General features: G+C 42.4%; 24 protein-coding genes. 21 read left to right on the forward strand and 3 right to left on the reverse strand.

The features are described from left to right. Positions 1–27: 27 nt before the first annotated feature. From AACR75_RS02555 to rfaD, 3 genes are all read right to left on the reverse strand, one after another. Positions 28–1,797: a polysaccharide deacetylase family protein gene (locus tag AACR75_RS02555; protein WP_047688515.1), complete on the reverse strand. Its 1,770-nt coding sequence runs from the start codon at positions 1,795–1,797 to the stop codon at positions 28–30. Positions 1,798–1,821: 24 nt separating this feature from the next. Beyond that, complete coding sequence (locus AACR75_RS02560) at positions 1,822–3,693, reverse strand: LTA synthase family protein (RefSeq protein ID WP_047688517.1); 1,872 nt, start codon at positions 3,691–3,693, stop codon at positions 1,822–1,824. 97 nt (positions 3,694–3,790) lie between these two features. Continuing rightward, entirely contained in the window at positions 3,791–4,732 is a 942-nt protein-coding gene (gene rfaD / locus AACR75_RS02565; protein WP_047688519.1) for an ADP-glyceromanno-heptose 6-epimerase, read from the reverse strand. Positions 4,733–5,263: 531 nt separating this feature from the next. Here rfaD and AACR75_RS02570 point away from each other — a divergent pair. From AACR75_RS02570 to AACR75_RS02670, 21 genes are all read left to right on the forward strand, one after another. Then, positions 5,264–6,106, forward strand: coding sequence for a glycosyltransferase family 2 protein (locus AACR75_RS02570; protein WP_047688522.1), 843 nt, complete (start codon positions 5,264–5,266; stop codon positions 6,104–6,106). A 154-nt stretch (positions 6,107–6,260) separates the two neighbouring features. Further along, entirely contained in the window at positions 6,261–7,853 is a 1,593-nt protein-coding gene (locus AACR75_RS02575; protein WP_339367552.1) for a hypothetical protein, read from the forward strand. Between the two features lie 386 nt (positions 7,854–8,239). After that, complete coding sequence (rfbD, locus tag AACR75_RS02580; RefSeq protein WP_047688524.1) at positions 8,240–9,130, forward strand: dTDP-4-dehydrorhamnose reductase; 891 nt, start codon at positions 8,240–8,242, stop codon at positions 9,128–9,130. A 7-nt stretch (positions 9,131–9,137) separates the two neighbouring features. After that, positions 9,138–10,022, forward strand: coding sequence for a glucose-1-phosphate thymidylyltransferase RfbA (gene rfbA, locus AACR75_RS02585; protein WP_047688527.1), 885 nt, complete (start codon positions 9,138–9,140; stop codon positions 10,020–10,022). Between the two features lie 3 nt (positions 10,023–10,025). Continuing rightward, complete coding sequence (gene rfbC / locus AACR75_RS02590) at positions 10,026–10,562, forward strand: dTDP-4-dehydrorhamnose 3,5-epimerase (RefSeq protein ID WP_047688529.1); 537 nt, start codon at positions 10,026–10,028, stop codon at positions 10,560–10,562. Positions 10,563–10,916: 354 nt separating this feature from the next. Beyond that, entirely contained in the window at positions 10,917–11,702 is a 786-nt protein-coding gene (locus AACR75_RS02595; protein WP_047688532.1) for an ABC transporter permease, read from the forward strand. 21 nt (positions 11,703–11,723) lie between these two features. After that, complete coding sequence (locus tag AACR75_RS02600; RefSeq protein ID WP_047688535.1) at positions 11,724–13,385, forward strand: GspE/PulE family protein; 1,662 nt, start codon at positions 11,724–11,726, stop codon at positions 13,383–13,385. Positions 13,386–13,395: 10 nt separating this feature from the next. Beyond that, positions 13,396–14,577, forward strand: a complete 1,182-nt coding sequence (locus tag AACR75_RS02605) for a type II secretion system F family protein (protein ID WP_047688538.1) — start codon at positions 13,396–13,398, stop codon at positions 14,575–14,577. Between the two features lie 11 nt (positions 14,578–14,588). Next, a complete protein-coding gene (gene gspG, locus AACR75_RS02610; RefSeq protein WP_047688541.1) occupies positions 14,589–14,999 on the forward strand; it encodes a type II secretion system major pseudopilin GspG in 411 nt (136 codons plus the stop codon). Next, entirely contained in the window at positions 14,999–15,418 is a 420-nt protein-coding gene (locus AACR75_RS02615) for a prepilin-type N-terminal cleavage/methylation domain-containing protein (protein ID WP_081989692.1), read from the forward strand. Before gspG ends, AACR75_RS02615 begins: the two co-directional genes overlap by 1 nt. A 4-nt stretch (positions 15,419–15,422) precedes the next feature. After that, positions 15,423–15,824, forward strand: coding sequence for a type II secretion system protein (locus AACR75_RS02620; protein WP_231564168.1), 402 nt, complete (start codon positions 15,423–15,425; stop codon positions 15,822–15,824). Further along, complete coding sequence (locus AACR75_RS02625; protein ID WP_231564169.1) at positions 15,811–16,518, forward strand: prepilin-type N-terminal cleavage/methylation domain-containing protein; 708 nt, start codon at positions 15,811–15,813, stop codon at positions 16,516–16,518. Before AACR75_RS02620 ends, AACR75_RS02625 begins: the two co-directional genes overlap by 14 nt. Next, positions 16,519–17,466, forward strand: a complete 948-nt coding sequence (locus AACR75_RS02630; RefSeq protein WP_047688547.1) for a hypothetical protein — start codon at positions 16,519–16,521, stop codon at positions 17,464–17,466. An 8-nt stretch (positions 17,467–17,474) separates the two neighbouring features. Continuing rightward, positions 17,475–18,599, forward strand: coding sequence for a hypothetical protein (locus tag AACR75_RS02635; protein ID WP_231564170.1), 1,125 nt, complete (start codon positions 17,475–17,477; stop codon positions 18,597–18,599). Further along, positions 18,587–19,213: a hypothetical protein gene (locus tag AACR75_RS02640; protein ID WP_047688551.1), complete on the forward strand. Its 627-nt coding sequence runs from the start codon at positions 18,587–18,589 to the stop codon at positions 19,211–19,213. Before AACR75_RS02635 ends, AACR75_RS02640 begins: the two co-directional genes overlap by 13 nt. Continuing rightward, positions 19,210–19,719 carry a hypothetical protein gene (locus AACR75_RS02645; RefSeq protein ID WP_047688553.1) on the forward strand — a complete coding sequence of 170 codons (510 nt, stop codon included), beginning with the start codon at positions 19,210–19,212 and terminating at the stop codon, positions 19,717–19,719. The genes AACR75_RS02640 and AACR75_RS02645 overlap by 4 nt, the downstream gene beginning before the upstream one ends. Beyond that, positions 19,719–20,240, forward strand: a complete 522-nt coding sequence (locus AACR75_RS02650) for a hypothetical protein (RefSeq protein ID WP_231564171.1) — start codon at positions 19,719–19,721, stop codon at positions 20,238–20,240. Before AACR75_RS02645 ends, AACR75_RS02650 begins: the two co-directional genes overlap by 1 nt. 142 nt (positions 20,241–20,382) lie before the next feature. Next, positions 20,383–21,837, forward strand: a complete 1,455-nt coding sequence (locus tag AACR75_RS02655; protein ID WP_231564174.1) for a secretin N-terminal domain-containing protein — start codon at positions 20,383–20,385, stop codon at positions 21,835–21,837. A gap of 452 nt (positions 21,838–22,289) precedes the next feature. Further along, the gene (locus tag AACR75_RS02660; protein WP_052190325.1) at positions 22,290–24,041 is read left to right on the forward strand and encodes a VapA family S-layer protein; all 1,752 of its coding nucleotides are present in this window, start codon (positions 22,290–22,292) and stop codon (positions 24,039–24,041) included. Between the two features lie 186 nt (positions 24,042–24,227). Beyond that, positions 24,228–25,574, forward strand: coding sequence for an ABC transporter ATP-binding protein (locus AACR75_RS02665; protein ID WP_231564172.1), 1,347 nt, complete (start codon positions 24,228–24,230; stop codon positions 25,572–25,574). Next, positions 25,552–26,328 carry a sulfotransferase family protein gene (locus AACR75_RS02670; protein WP_047688555.1) on the forward strand — a complete coding sequence of 259 codons (777 nt, stop codon included), beginning with the start codon at positions 25,552–25,554 and terminating at the stop codon, positions 26,326–26,328. The genes AACR75_RS02665 and AACR75_RS02670 overlap by 23 nt, the downstream gene beginning before the upstream one ends. The last annotated feature ends 2 nt before the right edge of the window (positions 26,329–26,330 follow it).

Here is a 26,330-nt window from a genome sequence, read left to right on the forward strand (position 1 = left end):
AATATTACCATTGATTGCAAGTCGTAGTTAATTATTCATTTTACGAAACGTATAATTACCGCGCACTTTGCGCCATAGGCCAAACACATCAGTTTTAGGGAATATAGCAATACGTCGTATTTTATATGAATCTTGATGCATTAATAATGGACCGCTGTTAGTAGCAACCGCAAATTGATAGCCACATTGATGCACGATCTGTTTTGAGAGCGCATCATGATCGCCATAGGGGTATGCAAAAGAAACCAGTTGTTCGCCTAGTAGCTCTTCGAGTTCAAACTTATTACGTGAGATCTCTTTACGCTGTTCAGATTCACTGAGTTTGCTGAGAAATGGATGAGTCATTGTATGACCCCCAATTTCAACTAGCCCTGAATCGTGTAATGCTTTGACTTGCTGACGAGACATTAAAGGCACTGGTTTTTCTGGGTTGCTCGGTACTTCAACATCCCAACGGTTAAAATCTTCACCTGTTACTATGTAGACAACCGCTTTAAAACCATATTTTCGTAATAGCGGCAACATCAATTCGTAGTTATCTTGATACCCGTCATCAACCGTTAAGATGATATAGCGCTTGCCTGATTCAAGGCGGTGAATAAGCCCTTTATCCGCTAAATCTTTAAAGGTTAGCGTTTCAAACCCCATTTTTTTCAGCAGTTTGAAGTGCTTTTCAAGCATGTCTATATGCAGATAGGTTCCATGTACGCCTTTTTCACTTTCATCCTTAATAAAGCGATGATACATAATAATCGGCATCTCTTTACGCAGCTTTTCAACATAAACCGTTTGATAAATATCTTCTATTTGATCGACCACATTGGTTAAGCTGTAGCTGTGCTGAATTATCTCACTGACTTGTGGTGAACAGTGCGGTGTTTTTAACCCTTGCTCTACATATTGACTAACTTTTGCAAAATCAATATCGAGATCTTTAGGCCCGATGTCACCGAAGTTGCTTGCCATGGCTGCAGCGATATTATTGTCATCGACAATACCAATTGCATTTGCTTCCCCGATTGCCAGTGTAGGCCGTCCACACAGCAAAGATTCCATTGCCACTCTGCCAGCTCCAATGACTAAGTCTGATTGAGCAAGTATCGAGACGACATCTTGTGAATAACCAAGAAAGTGAACGTCAGAAGTAAACTTATCAAAACACGCTTCAATTTTAGAGCCAGATATGACCTGAATCTGGTATTTCGCTGAGTCTAAACACTCATCGAGCAACCGATAACAAAGATCCCCTTTGGGGCCGGTTAACCTACCAATAATACTGACAACAGGTTTGCTATTTTGAGGAGCCTTTTGCCAAGCGAATTCTTGCGTTTCAATGCCGTTTCGGCTTACGACGAGCGAACTTTGTGGAACATTCAATTCAGTCATGAGTTGTTGTTCAATAGCCTCACAAACCGGCAGCGCTTTGTCACCCATGGCGTGAAATTTTTTACGAGATGCGTGTACAGGCTGACGACCATGTACTGTGGTGACCATAGGCGTATTTGTTAATTTGCAAGCAATGTGACAACTCCAACTGGAGGCGCGAGAGTGAGCATGCACTAGCTGGATATGGTGTTTCTTAATCAGATAAATAAGATAACCCACATGCCAAAAGCGGCGAGGAATACTGCGTTTATTAAAACGGAGTTTATAAAATAGCCCTTGGTGAGGTTTTGTTAGCGTATCGGAAACATAAAATACCTTGTGTCCACGCTTTGTCAGTTCATCTCCAGCGGTTGTGGCGTAAACCTCTGCCCCAGTGACCTCAAGTTGAGATAAGGCCATTAATATATTCATAAAAATTCCCAAAAATGCGAATAGTTAAGGTAAAGAATGCATGAGTTCATTCGTATAGCGTTGGGTTTGCCCATCAAACAGTAATTGTTGTGAAACAGAAGTGAATGTTTTTACCTTTTGCCAAAGTGCTTGAAACGTCTCATTACAAGGATGCCCTATCAAACTGATAGTATCCTCAGCTACTTTCGCACATTGTTCTAGATCACCACTACGAGCATTAAAGCTGATGAAGTTGTCCTGTTCAATCCAGTGAATATTCTCACCTTGAACAAATTGAGCCCCGCCTTGGTAATCGTCATATTTAAGTAAAGAAGAACCGCTAAACCATGGCACCTCCCCTCCCAACCAATCGATAATTGTTGGAGTTATATCCCGCTGAGAAGTAGTGGCGCTGATTGTACGATGAGCAATAGAGTCATTCGTGGCATAGATTAAAAAGGGGATAGAGTTGGCTGAAAGATTATGGCTAGATCCTAATGTGGTATGATCAGACATCAACACGACTAACGTAGGACGTTTGACGGTTTGATTCAGTTGAGTAATAAAGCGCTCTAACGCACTGTCAGCATGATGCAACACACTCCGCCGAACTTGATCATAATTTTCTTTGCCGAAAACATACAAAGACTCATCAGGGAGATGAGTGTCGTGTGTGGTTCCTGTATTAATTGTGACTAACCACGGTTGCGCCTGCAGTTCTAGATTCGCTATCTTATCTAGACCGAAACGATAAATGCCATCATCCATATATCCCCAAGAATTTCTATTAGCTAAAAAATCGTAATCGGTTTTACCATAAGAAAACTGATAGCCGAGCGATTGAGCAAATTGTCCTACAACCCCCTTACCGCTGCCTTGAATAAAGTGTGTTCGCCAACCATTTTCGCGTAATAACTGGGGTAGGCAGTAATAAGGTTTTGCTTGAAGTTGCGTGCCAGCCACGCTACTCGATATAGGGTTTGGAAAAGAACAATGACTGGCAAATATACCTTGAACCGTGCGAGAGCCATTTGCATACATAGCATGCGCACTAAGGCTTTGGGCTCGTAATTGGTCGAAAAATGGTGTGGCGTCAGTTTGCCCAGCATAGCTTTTCATATCAACACTTGCCCAACTTTCTAGTAGTACAAAAACTACGTTAGCAGGTTTTAAATTTTCTAGTTGAGCTTGGGGAAAAGGTAGTTTTGTGTAATCAAGTTCAATATGTGGGGTGATTTGTTGAGCCGCATTTTTAGCCCCTTTAATTAGGTGATAAGTAATACTGTAAGGTGCGCTCCAAGCAACAAAGGCTTGTTCTGCATTACCTATTTTATGTGCGCTCATTGGGCTTTGTGGGGAGTCTGACCAACCACCACGTACCACGGTTATCGTAGCAGCAACCAATAGCACGCTAAAAAGGGTTGATGAGAGGAAACGCTTGCTACTGAAGGTTATCGGTTTAAAAGGAAGCTGGCTTACGCCGAATAGACTTATCATACATAAGATGATTGCGGTGAATATCAGTAGTGGTGCAGTTTGTAACGCGGTGATCAACAACGCTAATTCAGAGCCTTCAGCAGTAAAGACTTCAAAGGTTATGTGAGTCCCTGCCTGCATAGTATAAATAGCATCGGCAACGGTTGTCATGATGAGCCATATGGCGACCAGCGCTGTGAGCAGCTTGGGTAACCAGCGCAATGGTTTATACCTACTACTCATCAAATGAACCAGCAATATAACAAGGGTGCACAGCATCACCATCACCAGATCAAGACGAGTTCCCCACAATAAAGCCTTCCACCATTCATTACTTGTTATAGAGATAAGAGCAGTATCAGCAAGTAATAAGGCCATTACTTTGCTAAGCAGTGCCGCAGAAAATAGAACTAAGCTAAGAGGAATAAAGAGACGTAGCATAAAGGGAACTCATTATCGGGTGGTTTAATTATTTAAAACAACGTAGTTAAATATAAATTTAGGGCCAAGGAGCTTAATTTTGGCCCTAAATGCGCATTTAAATATTAATCAACGCCATATACTCAGCCACACCTTCAGCCACAGTCTTAAATTGATGCAGGCAACCAGCGGCGCGCAATTTCGTCATATCGGCCTCGGTGAATTCTTGGTAAGCACCTTTTAAGTGATCTGGGAATGGAATGGTTTCAACCTCACCTTTACCATGGTGCTTGATAACGGCTTTGGCCACTTCTTGGAAAGATTCTGCGTTGCCGGTACCCAAGTTATAAATACCGGATACTCCGCTGTTCATAAACCATAAATTCACAGCCGCAACGTCACCTACATAAACGAAATCACGCTGGAAGGTTTCACTACCTGCAAACAGTTTCGGGTTTTCACCCGCATTCATTTGATTATTTAAATGAAAAGCAACAGAAGCCATTGAGCCTTTGTGCTGTTCGCGCGGGCCATAGACATTGAAATAACGAAAACCGGTAATTTGGGAAAGGGTCTCACCGTGTGCTTGTGCTTCTTGCCAAATGCGGCGCACATAGTTATCAAATTGCTGCTTGGAATAGCCGTATACATTCAACGCACCTTCATACTCTTTTTCTTCAATGAAGGTATCGGTATCGCCATAGGTTGCGGCTGATGAAGCATACAAAAATGGAATGTCGCGCTCTAAGCAGTAGTGCAGTAGCTCTTTAGAATATTCATAGTTATTAAGCATCACATACTTGCCATCCCATTCGGTGGTGGCAGAGCAAGCGCCTTCATGAAATACGGCTTCGATAGGACCAAAATCCTCACCAGACATGATCTGCACCAAGAAATCGTCTCGGTCCATGTAATCGGCAATGTCCAGATCAACTAGGTTTTTGAATTTACGCCCATTTTTTAAATTATCGACAACAAGAATATCAGTAATGCCTTGTTCATTTAGCGCTTTGATGATGTTGCTACCAATCATGCCAGCGCCACCAGTTACGATGATCATATCGTGTTCCACCTTAAAAACTAAAAAATTTTTCAAATATTATCAGGAAAGGGAATAAGGGGAAATAAGCAATATCTAGTGGTACTGATGCTCTTAGGATTCTTTGGCGCGGAGCCGCATGATGGCGCTTGTCAATTTTTTAATTATGATGACTTTTTCTTCTACACTACACTCTATTCAATTTGCGTTGTTGGCTTAAATTCGTGAACTCTTTTGTTGTTCAGTGCTCAGGTCATCTACCATATATGTTCATAATTTGCTCCGAACAGTATTTAACTCACCGCGAGTGGTGGCGAAATATACTAGATTATTCTTATCGATAGCGGTTGGTTTTTCTACACGCATAATGGTAAGTTAAGATCCAATCCTTGTACACTAAGATATCTATAAGTATTTTTGCAAATGGTGAGCTATCTCATAGAGAAATGATATCATTTCAACACTGTTTGATGGTTTAGGTAGAAGGGTATAGAGAAGTGATTGAATAGCATGTGCTGTTATAGAGTAGTAGACAATAGAATATAGGATCTTATGAGATTAATCGTATCCACAGTTTCTCATCAACAAGGAGAAATGATTGCCCGACTAGGTGCGTTGGCTTCTCTTGCTGCAGAGCAGGAGGTACACGTTATTTGTCGGGATAATATTGAAGATTCTGATCTAAAAGCTTATTGCCACAAACATAGTATCCACTATATTGCCAATACAAAGGCTTACGGATTTTCTAAAAACAACAACTTAAACTTTCAGTACTATCATCAGTATCTGCGACCACAAAAGGACGATTGGTTTTTACTACTTAATCCTGATGTACAGTTACTCCCTGAAACTTATACGAATTTAAAAACGGCCATCAAAAAAAATAATGGAATTATTGCCGCTGATTTATTTTTAGGGCCAGAATTAAGCTGTCGAGACAATAACTTAAGGTGCTACCCTACACTTAAACAATTTGTGTTGACCTACCTATGTAGTGAACAAAGTACTTTTATTGATCGATCTTCAGAAAAACTAGGCGGTATAGAGGCTTGGGTGAGCGGTGCATTTTTAGCCATCAGTAGTTATCATTACCAACAACTAGGTGGGTTAGACGAAAAATATTATATGTATTGCGAAGATATTGACTTTTGTTACCGTGCTAAAGCAAACGGTTTACCAATCACTTTAGATTTCAATACTAAAGCGATACATTACAGACAAAGAGCTAGCAAAAAAATGTTTAGCCGATTTTTCTTTTGGCATGTCACCAGTGTGTTGAAGTTTTGCTGTTTACCTAAAGGGCTTAAGGCAAAAAAAACTAGCCTAACAGAGTGTTTTGTGCAAAGAGAAAGTCTATCTCAACCAGATAAACGAGTTGGGATATCACTAAAATAAAGATTATTATGAGAGTTGCAGGATGATTCAGTCTGGCAACACCTATGCGGTAATTGAGTGTTCGCAGTTCTTTAACCTTGTAAAGTTAACATGGTTTAGTTAGCGATATACTCAATCATTATTACTTTATACCTATAACTTTAGACGGACAGGAATGACCACTTCTGAGGGAATTATGAAAAAAATACACCAATGCATAATTACAATTTCAGTACTATCGATTTTAGGATGCGGAGGCGGGGATGGAGATAGTAATTCTCAACCTACTGCGAAATATAACTTCAGCTTTATTGCTTTGTACGAAACAGAACGTAATACTTTACCAGCTGAATGTGCAATCTTTGATAGTCAACCTATTTATAAAGAAACCTCAAATGTTGATGAGCCAGAGATCGATAAGTACAAATTAATTTTAGCTGCAAGAAGTGAAACCAGTTCTCTGAAAGTACTGATACAGAACAAAGCAGGAAAAGTTCTTAGAGAATACACACCAAACTCAAATACCTCTACCTTAAGCTTTCCGCAATCTCAGGTTCCTAAAGATGGTTATGTAACTATTTCTCATCAAACGATTCGGCAGGGTTCTCTTACCACCATTGTCGATGGGGTGACATACCATAAATCCTTGTTGTCTAGTTCAATGCGATTTAGTAGTGCGTTATCGCGTCCTGCTACTTTTACGTCGTGTATAAAACAGTCGCGGACTAGTTTTTCAAAACGCAAGCAAAGCATTGATGATGGTGGAAATGGTACAGGAGTATTTGCGTTTAATACTCCAGAACAAAACTATTGGGCACTTTCGCCACTGAACGTCGAGCTTAAGACTAGCAGTAAACCATTATTGGCTGTACGTTATGAAAGCCTACCTACCGACACTATTGAAAATATCAACAGTGACTTTACTCAAAAACAATATCGCAAACTTGATGGGTATCGGATGGTCAGCACGAGAGAATTAGGTTCTCGTGCGATAGATCTTAACAACATCGGTGACAAATCCAACGATGCTTTCCCATTGTGGAGCTATTCTGATACGACCACTGCATTGTCCTCAGCTCAGCTATGGCTGCGATATAATAGCAATGCATACCTTTGGCAAAGCTTACCTGCAACTGGCGGGGTAGCATTTAGTTATGCGGGTGACTTTGCTCGGAATTATGTGCTAAAGACGCAAGGAACAAACCAAGGCTGGTCGTTTGTGCATAATGCCCGATTAGATGGTAGTGAATCATGGAATCAACGTCCACAAGATGGTATTAACTATAATTTCGTTATGAATGATCTCGATAAGCCTTCAGCATCTGAGGTTCTTATCGAAGCGTGTGGAAGCTCTGAATGTGAGTCAGGTAAAAGGCTTCAAGCATATCTTGGTGTTGTTGACAAAAAGTATACAATGCAGCGTAACTTTTTACTGATTGAAAATGGCTCTGGGCAGCAAATTCGACAGGTGATTTATACACCACCAACAAGAGAAATAATTCTGCCTTCTTATTCTGATAGCGCGATCGATGGATTGTGGAGTGGCAATATTGCTCTTGCTCAAGTTGATTTGTTGCAAGGTAATCAAAATGTTCGTCGTGCCTTTTTGCGTACATTTAACGATCCAGTTAAAGAGGTCAAAGGACCATTAGCCTTTGAACTTGATCCGAATATCGATGGTTTAGGTCTGAGCGCCACATTAGATACTAAACAGAAAGACAACGCTTTAATTGGAACAGAAAATTACTTGCTCTTAACTAAACCGTAGATAATATGAGCTAATCAATACTTGGGCATATGCAGGCTATAAATCAGCAACACCCCATTCCATGAGTATAGAGCAACGCGGTGATTGGGGTGAGCAAGGCCTGTATGTCTATCAAAACTAAGGTAAATATGGTTCTGATAGAAGACTCTCTATAAAGAATAATAGCTGAGCACTTTTCATGGTATCATCAGTCCGCTATCATCCTTACCCCTTAATCTTTAACGTAAACCTACGGAGCTTGACGGCGATGGTATTGTTTCTCGAAGATACGTACAATTGAGTATTGAAATTAGCACTTACTTAGTCAAGCCATTTATCTGGTATTGCAGTAGTACAAAGTCGGAAGAAGATAGGTTTAATACGTACAATATAATGAACTATAGATAATGAAAATTGTTTTGTTAGGCAAAAATGGTCAGGTTGGCTGGGAATTACAGCGCTCTCTCAGCTACTTGGGTGAGGTAGTCTCTCTTGATTTCGATAGCCAAGAGGGTTGTGGTGATTTTACACAACCTGAAAAGCTCATCGCTACATTATTAAATATAAAACCAACAGTGATTGTCAATGCTGCAGCCCATACAGCGGTTGATAAGGCAGAAAGTGAGAGTAAACTCGCTTTTCAAATTAATGCCCAAACAGTTGAGGCTATTGCAAAAGTTGCTCAACAACTTGACTGTTGGCTAGTACATTACTCAACTGACTATGTCTTTGACGGTTCGGGCGATAGGCCGTGGTCTGAAGAAGATATGCCAGCGCCATTAAATATCTACGGGCAAAGTAAGCTTGTGGGAGAGCAAGCGATTCAGCGTCATTGCTCAAAATACCTTATTTTTAGAACCAGCTGGGTCTACGCGTCGCGAGGGAACAATTTTGCCCGAACCATGTTACGTCTAGCGCAGAACCACGTCCATTTAACAGTCATTAATGATCAATTTGGTGCCCCTACCTCTGCAGAATTATTGGCTGACTGTACCGCTCATTCTATTTTGGTTGCCTTACAACAACCGCAGGTGGCTGGTTTATATCATCTCGTTGCTGGCGGAGAAACCACGTGGTACAACTATGCACAGTATGTATTTGATTTTGCAAAACAGAATCAAATGGCTTTACAAGTGACCGAGGTAACTCCGGTTGATAGCAGTGCGTATCCAACACCAGCCAAACGCCCACATAATTCACGTTTGTCTACCCAAAAATTTATCAACACGTTTAACTACCGATTGCCACATTGGCAAAACGGAGTCCAGCGTATGCTTCATGAAATAACAGAGAAATAACATAGCCATGATAACCCCCCAACGTAAAGGCATTATTCTCGCCGGAGGTTCTGGAACTCGTCTCTATCCGGTGACAATGGCAGTCAGCAAACAACTGCTTCCTATTTATGATAAGCCTATGATCTATTATCCATTAAGCACGCTTATGCTGACGGGTATTACTGAAATATTAATTATTAGTACTCCTCAAGATACTCCAAGATTTGAGCAGCTGCTAGGTGATGGAAGCCAATGGGGCCTACAATTGCAGTACGCAATCCAGCCATCTCCGGATGGATTAGCACAAGCATTTATTATTGCCGAAAACTTTTTAAATGGTGCGCCCAGCGTCTTGGTACTAGGAGACAACATTTTTTATGGTCATTCATTACAACAGCAATTGACTATCGCGAATCACCAGTCATCCGGTGCAACAGTTTTTGCTTATCATGTGCATGACCCGCAGCGTTATGGTGTTGTCGAGTTTGATAATCAAGGTGTCGCTGTTTCTTTAGAAGAAAAGCCTTCTGATCCTAAGAGTAGTTTTGCAGTAACAGGGTTGTATTTTTATGACGAGCATGCTGTGGAGTATGCTAAATCCTTAAAGCCTTCCGCTCGCGGTGAATTAGAAATTACTGACCTTAACCGTATTTATCTCGAAACTGGGCAGCTTTCTGTCGCACGAATGGGACGGGGTTACGCATGGCTAGATACTGGCACTCACGAAAGTTTAATAGAGGCGACCAATTTCATTCAAACGATTGAACATCGCCAAGGGTTAAAAGTTGCCTGTCCAGAAGAAATCGCTTATCGAATGGGATTTATTGACCAACGGCAGCTTAAGCAATGTGCAGGGCCATTGTCTAAAAATGCTTACGGCCAATATCTATTAAAGCTGTTAGAAGCGGAGTAAAACATGAAAGTGATCCCAACCCAAATTGCCGACGTATTCATCATTGAACCCCAAGTGTTTGGTGATGAACGCGGGTTCTTTTTTGAAAGCTTCAATCATGAACGTTTCGAACAGGCAATAGGCCAAAAAGTACAATTCGTCCAAGATAACCATTCACGCTCAGTTAAAAATGTTGTCCGAGGCCTTCATTATCAAGAGCAACAAGCGCAAGGTAAGTTGGTGCGGTGTGTTATGGGGGAGGTCGTGGACGTTGCGGTCGATATTCGCCCGGATTCAGCGACATTTGGCCAAGTGGTGACCGTCAACTTAAGCGCAGAAAATAAACGCCAGTTATGGGTGCCAGCCGGATTAGCACACGGCTTTAGTGTGCTTTCTGATGTGGCAGAGTTTTTATACAAAACGACAGACTATTACGCACCTGAACATGAGCGTTGTATTCGTTGGGATGACCCTGTATTGGCGATTGATTGGCAATTAGACGGTGAGCCTTCATTATCAGCAAAAGATAAGAAAGGTATCTCATTTAGCGAAATTGGATAAATTAACCAGCCTGTAAACCACCTATCTCCATTGCAAATGGTTTAGGTATTTGAGAGGCATGCACAAACTAAGCAAGAATGAATCGTCCCTACTTCCAATGGCTATTGCAGTAGGTTGGGTCAACCATAAGTGATCAAAGCTAGCACAGGTTAAGATGGACTACGAATAGAAAGCAACGGATTGCTGAAATAAAACAGTACACAAATAACAGTGCAAACTAAGCCTAGATTTCGTATCATCCGCCCCTCATTTGAAAGCAAAAACACCTAGTCGAAAAAGCAATTAGTAAACCAATAGGATACTTGTCTTTATTGCAGTATCAATACAACCGACTCGCAAATATTTGGCTAAACTATGTTTCCAAGCAAAGAAAATCGACAGCTTTTCCGCACCATGGTGCGTCGAGAAGTCAAAGCAAAATATCAAGGCACACTACTTGGTTTCTTCTGGAATCTCGTCACCCCCTTGATGATGCTCGCCATATATTCAACCGTTTTTCTTACGGTCTTTAAAGCAAAATGGCATTTAACAGCCACCGAGCAAGCAGATTATGGACTCATGCTCTTCGTGGGTATCCTAACTCACACTTATATGGCAGAAGTATTAACCACCACAAGTAATGTGATCAGAAACAACAGCAATCTTGTTAAAAAAGTCCGTTTTCCGGTAGCAATGTTGCCGATGATTTCAGTCTGCAGTGCCGGAGTTAACTATTTATTTGGTTTAATATTGGCGTTTGCCTATGGGGCGTTTAACCATTACATTGTCGACTATAGCCACATCATCTACCTTCCCTTTGTACTCCTCGTTTATCTGTTAACATTAAGTGCCATTGCATATTTAGTCTCTGCACTTGGTCTGTTCATCAAAGATGTCTCGCAAATGATACCCGTTGTTATTACAGTATTGCTGTTTACCAGTACGGTCTTTTTCTCTGCACAATCAGCGCCCGAGGAACTTGCTAAGATGCTCTATTTTAATCCAATAAGTCCAGTTGCTGACGCTATTCGCAGCATACTCTACGGGCAACAGCCCGATTTATGGCAATTATTAACATTAGGCACCATCAGTGCACTATTAGCCGCGGTGACTTATCAATTTTTTATCCGTTTACGTCCAAGCTTTTCGGATATTTTATAATACACGTTAAATGAGGGAATCATGCTGTTAGGTGAGCGACTAAAACAGAAGCAACTGATCTCGGATGAAGATATAGCACAAATCATTGCACTCCAAGAGCAAGCTCCGATAGGTAAACGTGCTCGTTTTGGAGAGTTATGCGTATCACACGGATTGTGTTCGGAGCAAGATATCCTTAGTGCACTTAGTGAACAACTGGAGTTACCACTACTCGCTGATGTATTAGAAAAACACTATGGTGGAGATTTACCGCCATCGGAGTTGGCGCTTTCTTTATTTCCGGCTGACTGGTGGCAACAGCGGCAAGCTTTTCCTCTTTTCATCGATAAAAACAATCTCTACGTTGCTCAAAATGATGTTTGGGACGACTTTGTATTTGAAGCTATATTGAGAACTCATCAACTTAATGTCGTTCCTGTATTATGCTCAAACTACGAGATACGCCAACTGCTTTCTACAATAGATGAACAGCAAAGTACCGCGACCACGTTAACCGAGCAAGATAGCAGTTCAGCGCCAGTTGTTAAGTTTGTCAACGAATGCATTCAACGTGCGATTAAAGAAAACGCTTCAGATATTCATTTTGAGGTCAATAAACAACAATTTTCAGTACGCTACCGAGTAGATGGTGTATTGCGTACGGTAGATCAGCCTGGTATGGCGCAGCATTCAGCGATTCTTTCTCGTATTAAATTGATGGCAGGGTTAGATATTTCAGAGAAGCGGCTCCCTCAAGATGGTCGAATTCGAGTGCGGCTATCCGGTTTACAAGTAGATATTCGGGTAGCGACAACCCCGACCGTATATGGTGAAAATGCAGTACTCCGTTTATTGGCAAACGAAAAACAGAGCCAAGGCCAACAAAGTAAAGAACTGAGTATGCTGCCGGATCAAAAACAGATCGTGCAAGATATTTTAAGCAAAAAAACGGGTATTTTTCTCATCACAGGCCCAACGGGGAGTGGTAAAACCACCTCTCTTTATACATTATTAGGGCAATTAAACGATGATCAAACAAAAATCATCACAGTAGAAGACCCGGTAGAATATCAAATGAAAGGCTTAACTCAAATCCAAGTTAATTCTGACATTGGTCTTAGCTTTGCCCATGTTTTACGTTCCGCGCTACGACAAGACCCAGACATCATCCTCATTGGTGAAATGCGAGACAAAGAAACCTCTCAAATTGCCATTCAATCAGCATTAACCGGGCACTTTGTACTATCAACATTGCATACTAACGATGCCCCAAGTAGTTTTATTCGTTTGAAAGATATCGGTATTCCGGATTATCTCATCAAATCAACAGTTGTGGGGGTGATGGCACAACGGTTAGTACGCAAACTCTGCCTATATTGTCGAGAAGTAGACCATCACGGTGAGAAAACCGCCCTATCACTTGGATATCAAGACGTTCATAACCGATGGGGTGACCTACTTCCTGAACAAATAACCTTTTACAAAGCAAAGGGATGTGATCATTGTAATGGTACCGGTTATCACGGACGTTTAGCCATTTTTGAGTTGCTAGGATGGTCTGAAGAAGAAACCGTCGAACTTGAAATGGCGGAGCTACAACAAGTAGCCGAAAAGCAAAATATGCGCAACCTTCGCCAAGATGCCCTAATGCGGGCAGCATTGGGAGAAACCACACTAGAAGAAGTATTACGAGTCGTCGGTTAAAGGATGGATCATGAAGCAGTTTAAATATGTCGCCCGCCGAAAAGATGGTTCTTTACTCGATGGTTGGTTACAAGCCGAAAATGAACAACAGGCAAAACGGCAATTACAGCATCAACAAAAACAAGTTGTCATGCTAACAGAGCAACGTTCAAGTCGTGCCAAGCAACTCAGTCGTGAAATCTTGATTACAACTTTACGAGAGTTGGCTACATTGCGTGAGAGTGGTATGCCACTTGACCTGTGCATTAACTCGCTCTTAGAAAACAGCATAGATAAACACATGGTACAAGTCTTAAAAAGGCTACATAGTGATATCGAAAGTGGTTCTAGCTTATCTGAGGCGATAGCTGCCCAGCCAGACTATTTCCCTTACTACGTCTCATCAATGCTCCGTTTAGGTGAAGCCAGTGGACAGCTAGGGGATGCCTTGTTTAGTATTTCAGAGCGGATAGAAAGAGAGGAAAAGTTAGTCGGTGAAGTGAAATCAGCACTAACCTACCCAGCTTTTTTACTTATTGTCTGTGTGGCGACCATATTCTTCATGTTCCTTTATGTGATCCCAAATTTTGAAAACATGGTTCAAGGCACAGGTGACGCCGGAGCATTAGGAACATTACTCGACATTTCTGCTTTTTTGAATAATAACCTGACAGTGATTCTGATATTTATATCAGCGATAATCGGAGGCCTTTATTACAGTGCAAAATATGGCAACCTGAAAGAATACACAATGCAAGTTTTATGCTTGATACCCATGTTTCGTCGTTTAATTGACTCATGGAACATAGTGCAATTTTCCAGTAGTATGCAAAAACTTTTGCAGTCTGGAGTGGAACTTGTTGAGTCGGTTGAAATCACACTCAATAGCATTTCAGATCTATCGTTAAGAAAGCGCCTCAACCATGTCGTTATAAAAGTTCGTGAAGGTAAAGGATTAGCGGATTCCCTTGCCGAATATCATGTATTTCCACCGATGGTGATCCGCTTAATTCACACTGGCGAAGCGGGGGCGTCATTAGTTCCATGCTTTAGAGAAATACATAACCTATACGAGCGTCGTCTTTCTAAAGGTTTGAAACAAATTCTTACCATACTTGAGCCCTTAGTGATTGTCATCATGGGGGGAATTGTCGGTAGTATTATGATCGTACTGATATCGGGCATTATCTCGGTGAACAATATCAGCTTATAAAGAGGTATAAAATGCATAATCCCAAACCGCGTGGTTTTACGCTAATCGAACTGTTAGTCGTCTTGGTTCTTATCTCCTTGCTTGCTGGGTTAGTAGGCCCACAGCTATTTAACCAAGTGGGTTCCTCAAAAACCAAAGTAGCAGGTGCACAAATTGAGTTATTAACCTCAGCGTTAAATACCTATCGGTTAGACATGGGGGAATACCCAAGTACAGAACAAGGCCTTATGGCACTGATGGAAAACCCCGGAGACTCAACCATGTGGAACGGCCCATATCTGGCCAAAGAAATGCCACTTGATCCTTGGAGTCGCGCTTATCATTATGAACTTAAACCAAACTATCAGTTTGCACTTTACACATTGGGGCGAGATAACAAAGTAGGTGGTGAAGGTGAAGACCAAGATGTAGGCATTAAATAATGCCCTGTAAGTCACTTAAGGTCATAGGTTATAAACCAAAAGGCTTTACGATGATAGAGCTGCTTGTTGTATTAGCACTACTTGGTGCAGTGAGTGCTATTGCGGTTCCTCAGCTTTGGGGGCAATACACCCGCTTCTCCCAACAACAACAGATTGAACAATTTTTGGGGAAAGTGCGTGATAGAGCAGTATTACTGCGTAAGCATGGAGAAAACTTCATTTTTGACCAGAAAAACTCAAGCTGGCAACAACTGGCAGCAAATCATAAGCTCTTGCTTGAAGAGAGTGATGTGATTATTGTTCGTGCTGATGGTTTTACTAAAGGCGGAGCCATTAATTTGCAAGTACAACCGCAAGGTATACATTGGAAAATAGAGATCAGTACGCCAGATGGAACCGTTAAAATTGTTCAGCGTTAAATCGATGAGTAGAAGTCACTTTGGATTTACATTAATAGAAGTTCTTGTTGCCCTTGCTATTTTAGTGGCAGGTTTTTCAGTTATTTTCCAAATGTTTCAACAGTCAGGAATCACGGCTAACCGTATCAATCAAACGCAGCATCGAGTTGATGTGGAGCAGTCGATATTTATGTCTTTATCTCATATTAATCCATCTCAAGAGCAACAAGGGGTTGGTGTACAAGGACAGGTTACGTTTCAGTGGCAGGCGACTCCAATAAGCCCATTACTTAACGTACGCAGTGAAGATGGAACAAACCCAAATTATGTACAAATATACCAAATAAACATCCGCTACCAAGAAGCTAACAAAGAGAGCCAGTTTGAATTTGAACACATGGGATGGAAAAAAGGTGTCTCGCGCTAACAGGTTAATGCAAGGGTTTACTCTTATTGAAGTCCTTGTCGTACTGGTAGTTTTTTCTTCAGTTGTCTCATTGGTTTTGGTGGGGCTAGAGCAAGGTCGCCTGCAGTGGGATCGCGCAATGAAATCGTCAAACCAAAACTACCAACTATTTCAGAGAAAACAATGGTTACAACAGCTTTTTAGCCAAGCGAATGGCGCTACATTTCAGATTTCCTATGGTACAGAAGCGCCACATTTCTTAGGCACAGCCAATGACGTATCATTTATTAGTAATGCACCGATAATTTCTGGACCAGGCACATACGCGAGTGTCAGCCTTACACTAGAGAACCAAAGCAACGGATTGCGTCGATTAGTCTTTCGCCAGTGGCCGTATAGTGACCCTTACCTTAACATACCGCAACAAGCGATAGCCTCAAATACACTGACATTGCTAGAGGATATTCAAACATTCGAATGGCAATACTATTTAGCCCCGCGTCAAGAAGCAACCCCGTGGGAAATCAAATACAATACATTTGCGCCACGTCCAGAAGGACTATGGTATCAGGAATATGATGCTCGATTTGAGCAAAGCACACCACAAACTGTAAAATTACACTTTACTCGTCATAATAAGGAATACGTATGGCAGTTTTATTTACCGACCAAAATAGCGGCTTATAACCAAGAAACGCGACTCAGTGTATTTTAGATGAAAAATATTCATAGCCAGCAAGGCGTTATCTTGCCACTTACCCTAATTATTCTCGCCATCTTAACCGCCATGGCAAGTGTCGTCATGGTGAGAGATAGAAACAAACTTGCCGAGACAGAGCAGATGCGAGATCAATGGCAAGCAAGGCTAGAGATTCACAATGCAGAACAGCGAGTCATGTATGCAATGCTTGCCGGAGAGCAACAACCGGGGGCGTATCAGCTAGGCAATACACTGCTACTGACAGATGGAACCCCCGTTAAATTGTCTAATGATGTTTGGGTATCCATTCAAGACCAAGCAGGGCTATTAAGCTTACGCTTTATGGACAGAAAGTTACTAACCGAGCTATTTCGTCATTACTTAGGCCCAGGTTCTGATGTTAATACTACCCAAGCGATCATTGACTGGCAAACACCGGGTGGGGAAGTGCCGATTAATCAAACCATAATACCGAGAAAAGCCCTTTTTCGTAGCTTAGACGAACTTATGCTACTCCCTAGTATCACACCCGAAATATATAATGGACGCTGGAATATAGTCGACCAAGAAACTCAAACTACTGAGGTGGAAGCGTTAATCAACTTGCCAAAATTTGGCTTAAGAGATTTACTCACGCTCAGTGGGCAAGATCACCTAAACTACGCAGCAACACCAGATATTTTGTTGCAAATATTATATGGGTTTACCGCAGATGATATAGAGCGGCTAGATAGATTAAAAGCCAATGCAAATTGGCGTGCCGTTCAAAGCTCATTCCAATCATTAGGCATGACGTTTGGTGAAGGAAGCATGTCTCCCGGCGTTGATTACACAATTCGCTTTCAATATCAAGGTGTAAAAGCCAGAGGTGAATATGAGATATACGTCTACTCACTTCCGGTGCCTCGAATATCATGGTATTTTCCAGACCAATATCGTTATTTCACCCCAATACAACCATAGGCAATAAGTTGATACATAAATTACAAAGGCAATGGTACGTATGGCCAGCGCAAAGTCGCTTTGGGCCAACAACAGCCAAAAAGGCACGTCGTTGGGATAAAATTATTGGGCTAGTCCCCCAGTCGGCTTGTCTCTTTAAGGTATTTTATTACCAAACCGAGCTTATTCCACAAAATGAAATACGCCAGTGTATTGCCAATGAATTGGAACAACTGATTGACTGGCCCGAATATCAAAGCCACTTGTGGATCAACAAAATACAAGATCGTTGGCAAGTTGCGGTATGGTTTTGGGATAAAAGCAAAATTGCCTTTTCGCAACCCGTCACACATATCATTCCGGCAATGGCATGTGAGCTTGCCAAGGTAAACACAACATCAGGTATATTACTTTATAGTGAGGACAGTGAAGGAGAAGGTATCACGAGTCAATCTTGGGCGATTACGTGGCAAGCGGGTAAAGTTATAGACCAGTTGTACCCTATGTTATCCCCACTGCACCAGCGCACCGTAGCGCAACGAATTAACGAACAGCAGCACGTATTTACTAACCAGCAAGAACATATTCTGCTGCAAGGTATATCGCTAAGTCAATCAAACCCTGCACCGCGTTCAGCGGTGATAGCAGAAGGCAAATGCAGTAATCAGTTTGACCTAGATAACCCGTGGCAATATTGGCGCACATTACTGGTATTATTGGTTGTATTGACCGCTTATATGGCAGTTGATGCTTCGCTGGTTTCCTTTAAACAAGGCCAAATAGAAGATCAAATAACCCAATTACAGCAAACCACCTTTCAAATTCAGCGCCAACGTAGCAATGCACAAGACACGCGTCGAGTATTATCTGAAATTGAACAAGCAAAACTTCGCCAGACCATACCAGTACAGTTGCTTGAGCAAATGACAATACAATTGGCGAAAGATGTAGTAATAGAGCGTTTCACATATAAGTCTGATCGTGTCATTGTGCAAGGGACAATTCAAGATTCACTGGGGTTATTAGAAACCTTATCATCATTACAAGGGGTTAAAGTCGCACGCTTACTGGGTGAAGTGGTGCCAGTTAATGATGACAGACAAGAGTTTCGTGCCGAGTTAATCCTGCTAGAGGCTAATAAATGGAAAAGTTAACTCAGTTATTGCAAGAGTCTAATCTAAAAGATGAACTAGCAAGCCCAGTTGTGCAATGGGCTGGGTTCTTTTTTGTGTTCATCTTTATGTGGTGGTTAGTGATTAACCCATATACACAATGGCGTTCGCAGACCGTTGAACAGTTAGAGCAAAAAACACTGCAATTAGAAAAGCTGATTCAACTCGAAACCAGTAGTGACATCATCATACAGTCACTTACTCAGCTGAACTCAGCTTATAAATTGGCAGAACAACAGCTGATCAACGAGCGTACCAATAACCGCGCTATTTCAGTGCAGGTTAATGAGTTTGAAAAAATATATCGTCCCTTTGGTTTAAAATTCAGTGGGCGACGTTTTGGTGAACCGGCTATCTATCCGTGGCTAGGCGAAAAAGTAGAGTCTCAATGGCGGCTAGAAGGTACATCAGATGACATCCTTTATATGCTTTACGCTCTAGCGAATAACCGTACCATCATCGAGCCAACCTCGATTGAAATAAAACAAGGGCGCAGCACTCGTAACCAAACAGAGCCCAACTATGAGATCGCCATTGATCTTCGCAGCTATCGACAGTTACCTATGAAAGACCTAAAAATGAGATCGCAGCAGTGATAGGACAACCCAAAATTATTTTAGGAGCCGCGTGTCTTGCCTTTGTCAGCTTAGTCACCACTTACCTGCACCTAACGCCGGGAACACCCAGCGACAATTTAATTGCTGTAGCGGGTTATCAAAGCGTTGCAAGCAAGGCATTACCCACAGTTCCGAGCGGAAATATATTCAACGTTGATCGAGTCATTCGAAGCCAAGAAAAAGAGCCAGTTCCGGATGAACAAGCGAAGCAAACTAAAGCCCAAACCAAACAAGCAGACGATTTTGTAATGGTCAGCATTGTAACCCAAGGGAAACACACCTATGCCGTTTTTGTAGGTCATGATCAACGCATTGCACTTTCGCAAGGTGAGTTTAACCCATCTATTGGTCGATTAGACTCAATCATGGGAAATCGATCAACGACGACTGATCTAAGTGGGGCTGAAAAACAGTGGCAGCTATTCCCTGTCGGTGACGTTGCACCCCAAGAAGAGTTACCAAACCAAGAGGAAATAACCCCATAATGAACGGCCTATTTATGATGGAAAGACGACATCAGAAAGCCTTGATAGCATTAATACTCAGCAGCGTTATGGCTGGTTGTGCTAGCTTTGCTCCCCTTCCTCCTAACGTATATACCACACCGCCAGTAAACAGCGAGGAAAACTCAGTCACAGTCATTGGAGGGGATGAGCAAAAAATACCAGATCCGCAGCAAGGAAATGGCAAATTTGTCCAAGTGAATACCGCCATTCGCTCAGCACCGCTATTACATGCATCGCAAAGTGACAGCAATGCAGAACACTTACTTGGCTTACCTAAAGAACCAGTCAGCCTCAATGCAGACGGTCTACCGCTCAATCATTTCATTAACCTTGCTTTAGGTGATGTGCTTGGCGTGAATTATGTGGTTGACACCGATCTTGCAAAAAACGCAAACACCCATCACCATGCGAGTCAACCAACCCGTAGAACCGATACGTCTTCTTGGCCTAGTCGAAGAAGTATTACAAGTCAATGGCGTTGCGCTGGCGTTAGAAGATAACCTAATCAAAGTCATTCCAGCGAGTAAAACCAATAACCAAACACCTAGCTTAATGAACCAAGCGATAAGGCCAGTATTACGTTATGGTAAAGTCGCGCGTCTTGTACCTATTTATTATTTATCCATTAATGAAGCCTCAACCATGGCAAACAGCCTATTGCGTGACGGCGGCGGCGGCACGGTATTAGTTCAAAACAACCTTAACTCATTAATGGTTGTTGCCAGACAAGACGATATTGAGCGGTTAGAGAAACTACTAGCGGAACTGGATGTTCCAGCGAAGTCATCAAACTATTTAAGCTTAGTTCAGCCAACCTACAGCACAGCGAAAGAATTAATGGCAGAATTAAAAACCGCATTAGATGCGGCCTCAATTCCAACCAGTGTTGGACGAGGCGTTCATGGTGTGGTGCTAACACCCATCAGCAATGAACAATTGTTGATTACCTCAAGTACTAAAGCTTGGTTAAATTATGCTAATGAGTGGATCAAGCGTTTAGACATACCCAAACCCGTTGAAGGCAACCAAGGGGTGTATGCATACTATATGAAAAACACCAAAGCCGCAGATGCTTGGCAAATGGTGGAAGCCATCTTTGGGGATGGTAAAAGTAAAGCGCAAGCCCCAAAACAAGGGCAAGATATCATTGCAGCAGCCCAACAAGAAACCAAATTGGCAGGTAACACGGGTTATCAGCCTCGCCCCTCTCAAGCTCCGCAATTGATGAGCGTTGTGGCGAAAGACTATCGTGTTGTAATAGACACCAAACGAAACGCGCTGATTTTTCAAGGCCAATATATCGACTACCAACGTTTAGTCGAATTACTCAAGTTTGTCGATCAACGGCCACGTCAAGTTCTACTGCAAGCAACGGTTGCCGAAGTGAAAGTTGAAGATGGTTTTAGCTTAGGCTCTGAATTTACAATCTCGAAAGGTGATGTAACCGGTGGTACAAAAGGGTTACTGGCCAGTGCTGGTAACCTGAACTTGGCAGGGGTGTTTGGTGATGTTACCGCAAACTTTACCGCCGCACTAGATAACGGTAAAGTACAAATTCTCTCTAGTCCACGTTTAATCGCGATGGATCAAGAACCGGCACGAATCAGTATCGGTGAGCAAATCCAAGTGAAAACGGGTGAAGTTTCTGGTGGTGGGGATGATTCAAAAGCCACCATTACCTACCAATATGTAGACGTGGGCATTACCTTAGATATCACCCCCACCATAAACCAAAATGGGTTAGTGGAATTATCCATTAGCCAAGAAGTCAGTTCGCAAGGCGTCACATCAGGTGACAGTATTCCAATCAATAAACGCTCATTACAAACACGTGTGCTAGCCGACAGCGGAGACACGGTATATATGGGCGGCTTAATTTCTAAAGATAATAATATTAGTGAGAAAAAAGTGCCTATTTTGGGTGACATTCCACTGATCGGCTACTTATTTAAATATAAAAAAGAAAGCCAAAACTCAACCGAACTGGTGCTGCTGATCACCCCTTATGTGATTAATAATAGGGATGAAGCTCAGTTCTATACCAAACAGTTCCAAACATTAACTGGTTGGGAACTACCACAAAGCTTGCCATATTAATCCCGATAGCTAAACGATTGAGAGTGGTAGGTTAGAGGGAAGTCGCTACGGTCTAGCCTTTACAAGTACGAGCTAAAAGCCCCGATCACGGGGCTTTATTTTATTCAGAACGTGTAATAAATAAAAAATAAGTTTGACAGGTTTGAATAAACAAAGGGGAAATCAGTCAATAAGCGCATTTTCAGTATAGAAAATAACCACATCTTGAATGTCCGGTGTTTTGCCTATTTTTTGTGAATAACATCACGCTTCAAGTAGCGATTAATGGTGGAAAAAACAGCCTTTGTCATATTTTGTTCATTGACAAATTCCGTATAAACGAACAGAATTATCGGTGCGCACTTCGGGGCGTGTTAGAGTAATCAGAGTTTTGTGGTTTTTACTTTTTATTTTTTGGTTTAGCGACTGCAAATATAAAGAAACAAAACTGGGTGCATTAATAAGCACCGAAGTTGATCAGAGCAATTAGCATTTACCGTCAGTGGTGTGTTAATTTATCAATATGGATCCAAATAAACGGTTTTATCACTATCGAGCTAACTGGCGATGCAACATTTAACGACAACGAAGTGCGTCAATGGCTAACAGGTGCTACTGCTACTTCTGCTGACATCCAAATTGATCTAGAGCTAGCAACTGCAACAGCGGTTAACGGTGTTGTTCAATCTGGTTCTACCGTTCCTGTACTTGACAACAACCTAGCTAAAGTATTCAAATTTATCGACGTTGCTGGCGCCCAAAAGCAAGTTGATTACGCAATCGACCTAAATGGTAAGCGTCTACGTCTTGCTCTAGCTCAAACTGTTGGTTCTGCTGATGATATGATTCAGCTAGCTACTGCTACTGCTACCGATGGTCAAGTAGACGCTGCTGCAATCACTGCTGGTCTAGCGGCTAACTCAGCTGCTTTAACTACCGCTGGTGTAGTTGGTGCAATTGATGGTGCTAATGAAACTGCTCCTGGTAACGGCGATGGTGTAGTGGGTTACTTGTTCGCTGATCAAAGCGGTACAGCAACGACTGATGCTCAAAAAGCGACTTACATTCGTAGCCTAGGTGCGACGGGTGTTACTTACCTAGAAGGCCTAGCTGGTTTTGCTACTGGTGACGTAACTGAAACTCTAGTTGGTGCTGGTACTGAAATTAACTTTGATTTCAAAAACGCGAACCAAATCTTTAACCTGAAATCTGGTTCAAACAACGACGTAGCCGTTAAAATTGGCGCACTGAAAAACGCATCTTACTCTGCTGATCCAGTTGCTTCTGGTAAAGTATTCCAGTTGGGTGATCTTTTCGAACTAGGCCTAACTAAGTCTGGCGAAGCGACTGCATTAGTATCAACTGGTTTCTTGAAAATCGATACTAATAAAGATGGCGTTGCAGATGACAACAACGTTGCTGCAACTGGTTTTGAGCTATTCAACCGTACCTCTAACCAAAACATTCAGCTAAACAAAGTGAACTTGACTCTGTCTGGTGACCTTTCTGCGTTCCGTGCGGACACTGCGGGTAACCTGCTACACAAAGATGGCACTGCAACTGGTTGGAAACTAAACGCAACTAAAACAGCAGCAACAGCGAAAGCGGGTGATGCAGTACTTCAAGGTAACATTGCTCTAGATGCAGCAGCTTCTTCTGTGAACGCAGCATTTGCAAACTTTGCTAAACTGTACGTTGAAGCAACCAATGAAATGCCTGTAGAAGCACAGAAAATCGCGGTAACTGCATCTATTGCAGGTGTTGACCAAGATACTTTTGAAGACTTCTCTGACTCTCTAGCTGACCTGTTTATTTTCACTCGTGACGGTCTGAAGTTTGATACTATCCTAACGGGTACTACTTCTTCTAACACTGTTCACATCCGTGACGTATCTGGCATCCTACCTGAAGTAGGCGGTAAGATTTTCGTGACTGTATGGGAATATGACTCACACGTTGAAGGTACTAACGGTCAACGCAACGTACTGGCTGAGCGTCAAGAGCTAGCAGTTAAACTGCCATCTAACGGTGCAGTAACGCTTTCTCCTGCAACTATCGCAGAACAACTAGGCATTGAAGTAGCACCATCTCGTCAAGCGCGTATGTTGTTTGAAGTAGAAACTAACGTTGGTGAAGTTGCTGTTAAGAAATCTGACGGCAAAGGTACTGACATCCAAGTTGGTTCTCAAGCTGCAGAAAAAGGTATTGTTGACTTCACTCTATAATTGAGTTGATGTTATCAATGTAAAAAGGAGCCTAACGGCTCCTTTTTTATCGATGGAACGTTGTAAAATTCACTATTCATTGCCTGTATACTATAGGTTAGTAGATTAATTTACTTACAACTGACAGCATCATTTTGCAAAGTTGCTCATTTTTGCTCATAATACTCTCCCTCTTATTTGCAACCCATGACGTTTATGGTTATCTCTGTTTCCCGGTTAAGCAAAAGCTTCTCTCTTGCAAGTCATCCTTGGCAAAAACTGCGTCAGGCACTTTGGCCTCGTGCAAGTGATTCGCGTTTTTATGCGCTTAAAAATATTAACTTTCAAGCCCAAAAAGGCGAAACAGTAGGGATTGTTGGCCATAATGGCAGTGGAAAATCAACCTTATTGCAGTTAATTTGTGGTGTGATGCAGCCTGATGAGGGGCAGGTACACATCCAAGGTCGAATTGCCGCCCTGTTAGAGCTAGGCTCTGGCTTTAACCCTGAATTTACGGGTAGGCAAAATGTCTATTTTAATGCGCAGTTGCTTGGGTTGAGTAAGCATCAGGTAACGGAACGTTTCGAGGATATTCTAGCGTTTGCTGATATCGGGTATTTTATTGATCAACCCGTAAAATGTTATTCCAGTGGCATGATGCTACGTTTGGCCTTTGCCGTGGTGATGCACATTGATCCGGATATTTTGATTGTCGATGAAGCATTAGCCGTGGGGGATGATGCCTTTCAGCGTAAGTGCCATGCAAAACTGCGCCAATTACAAGCTAGGGGGGCAACATTACTGTTTGTCTCTCACTCGGCGGGCCAAGTGATTGAACTGTGTGACCGCGCCATACTGCTCGATAAAGGTGAATTGTTGATGGAAGGCACCCCCAAGCAAGTGGTACAGCAATATCACAAGCTATTGCATATGCATGGGCCAGAGCGAGAAACTTACCGCCAGCAAATTAAACAAGGTTTGCGTGAACAAACCAAAACCGAGCCAAATCGATCGGCAATAGCTGTGAGTAAAGGGGCTTACGACCCGAATATTAAACCAGTGTCGACCATTTGGTATCAAAGCCAAGGCGCGGTAATCTATGAGCCACATATTGAAAATCTCGCTGGAGAAGCCGTCAACCTATTAACCGCTGGTGAAGAGTACGATTACGTTTACCAAGTGCACTTTGAACAAGAGGCGTTCGAGGTCGGCGGCGGTATGATGATTAAAACGGTCTCGGGGTTAGAAATTGCGGGTGCGACTACCACCCGAAATCATCAAATGCGTATTCCCTACGTCCTCGCTGGGCAGACATTAGAAATGCGTTTTCGCTTTGTTTGTCATTTACCTAACGGGGCTTATTTTTTAAACTGTGGCTGTTCAGCGTTGCTTGACGGTAAACGGCAATTTTTGCACCGAGGAGTCGATGCCGCGATGTTTACTGTTATTGAACAAAGCAGCCATGTGACGGGTGCGGTCGATTTAGTCAATAAGATTACCATTCAACCCGTCGCCGAAGAGATGAACCAGCATGAACAGTCATTATCGTCCTAATCTTTTTATTCTTGGTGGGCAAAAATGTGGTACTACCGCACTGGCGCATTTTCTAGCTCAGCACCCAGACATCTGCTTGGCAGATGGAAAAGAAGCGCACATTTTTGATCACCCCGATTTTTTAGATCACCACGGTCAAATGTGCATTAGCCATGAAGCACTCGATAAGGCCTACCAAGCCAAATTTGCTCATGAGATGGGTGAGCGCTATCGATGCGATGCCACCCCCATTTATTCTTATTGGCAGCCGATATTACCGGCTTTGGCACGCTATCAACCACAAGCAAAAGTGATTTTTATGCTGCGCGATCCGGTTGAGCGGGCTATGTCCCATTACACGATGGAGCGTAGCCGAGGGTTTGAAAATGCTTCTATGTTGCAGGCATTTTTGAGTGAAGCGCGGCGTTTAAAAAAGGCTCAACATAACTACCACTGGGGCTCACCTTTAAGAACTCACTCGTACCTTGATCGCGGTGCGTTTAGTCGCCAATGGGCGAATATTAACCACTGGTTTAAACCAGAAAATATTTTACTGCTGCATAATGATCAGTTGCGGTATCAGCACCACGAGGCACTCGAGCAAGTATTCCAGTTTTTAAACCTTCAATCGGTCGATATCCCTGCTGAGTCGGTTTTTGCTGGGCAATATACCCCGTCGAGCTTGTCCCAGCGCTTGGCTAAGTTATACGCTCAAGCTAAGTTGTCCCAAGAGCAACGGTTTGTGCGTCAATTTACTCCTAAACTCCCTCGCTAATC

This window comes from Vibrio sp. ZOR0018 (assembly GCF_963865925.1).
Classification (GTDB): domain Bacteria; phylum Pseudomonadota; class Gammaproteobacteria; order Enterobacterales; family Vibrionaceae; genus Vibrio; species Vibrio anguillarum.

Coding starts and splice junctions, on each gene's coding strand:
- AACR75_RS02650 (WP_231564171.1), top strand. CDS start 19,719: ATGAACGGCCTATTTATGATGGAAAGACGACATCAGAAAGCCTTGATA.
- AACR75_RS02630 (WP_047688547.1), top strand. CDS start 16,519: ATGAAAAATATTCATAGCCAGCAAGGCGTTATCTTGCCACTTACCCTA.
- AACR75_RS02620 (WP_231564168.1), top strand. CDS start 15,423: ATGAGTAGAAGTCACTTTGGATTTACATTAATAGAAGTTCTTGTTGCC.
- AACR75_RS02600 (WP_047688535.1), top strand. CDS start 11,724: ATGCTGTTAGGTGAGCGACTAAAACAGAAGCAACTGATCTCGGATGAA.
- AACR75_RS02560 (WP_047688517.1), bottom strand. CDS start 3,693: ATGCTACGTCTCTTTATTCCTCTTAGCTTAGTTCTATTTTCTGCGGCA.
- gspG (WP_047688541.1), top strand. CDS start 14,589: ATGCATAATCCCAAACCGCGTGGTTTTACGCTAATCGAACTGTTAGTC.
- AACR75_RS02570 (WP_047688522.1), top strand. CDS start 5,264: ATGAGATTAATCGTATCCACAGTTTCTCATCAACAAGGAGAAATGATT.
- rfaD (WP_047688519.1), bottom strand. CDS start 4,732: ATGATCATCGTAACTGGTGGCGCTGGCATGATTGGTAGCAACATCATC.
- rfbD (WP_047688524.1), top strand. CDS start 8,240: ATGAAAATTGTTTTGTTAGGCAAAAATGGTCAGGTTGGCTGGGAATTA.
- AACR75_RS02640 (WP_047688551.1), top strand. CDS start 18,587: ATGGAAAAGTTAACTCAGTTATTGCAAGAGTCTAATCTAAAAGATGAA.
- rfbC (WP_047688529.1), top strand. CDS start 10,026: ATGAAAGTGATCCCAACCCAAATTGCCGACGTATTCATCATTGAACCC.
- rfbA (WP_047688527.1), top strand. CDS start 9,138: ATGATAACCCCCCAACGTAAAGGCATTATTCTCGCCGGAGGTTCTGGA.
- AACR75_RS02575 (WP_339367552.1), top strand. CDS start 6,261: ATGACCACTTCTGAGGGAATTATGAAAAAAATACACCAATGCATAATT.
- AACR75_RS02615 (WP_081989692.1), top strand. CDS start 14,999: ATGCCCTGTAAGTCACTTAAGGTCATAGGTTATAAACCAAAAGGCTTT.
- AACR75_RS02555 (WP_047688515.1), bottom strand. CDS start 1,797: ATGAATATATTAATGGCCTTATCTCAACTTGAGGTCACTGGGGCAGAG.
- AACR75_RS02655 (WP_231564174.1), top strand. CDS start 20,383: ATGGCAAACAGCCTATTGCGTGACGGCGGCGGCGGCACGGTATTAGTT.
- AACR75_RS02595 (WP_047688532.1), top strand. CDS start 10,917: ATGTTTCCAAGCAAAGAAAATCGACAGCTTTTCCGCACCATGGTGCGT.
- AACR75_RS02605 (WP_047688538.1), top strand. CDS start 13,396: ATGAAGCAGTTTAAATATGTCGCCCGCCGAAAAGATGGTTCTTTACTC.
- AACR75_RS02665 (WP_231564172.1), top strand. CDS start 24,228: ATGACGTTTATGGTTATCTCTGTTTCCCGGTTAAGCAAAAGCTTCTCT.
- AACR75_RS02670 (WP_047688555.1), top strand. CDS start 25,552: ATGAACAGTCATTATCGTCCTAATCTTTTTATTCTTGGTGGGCAAAAA.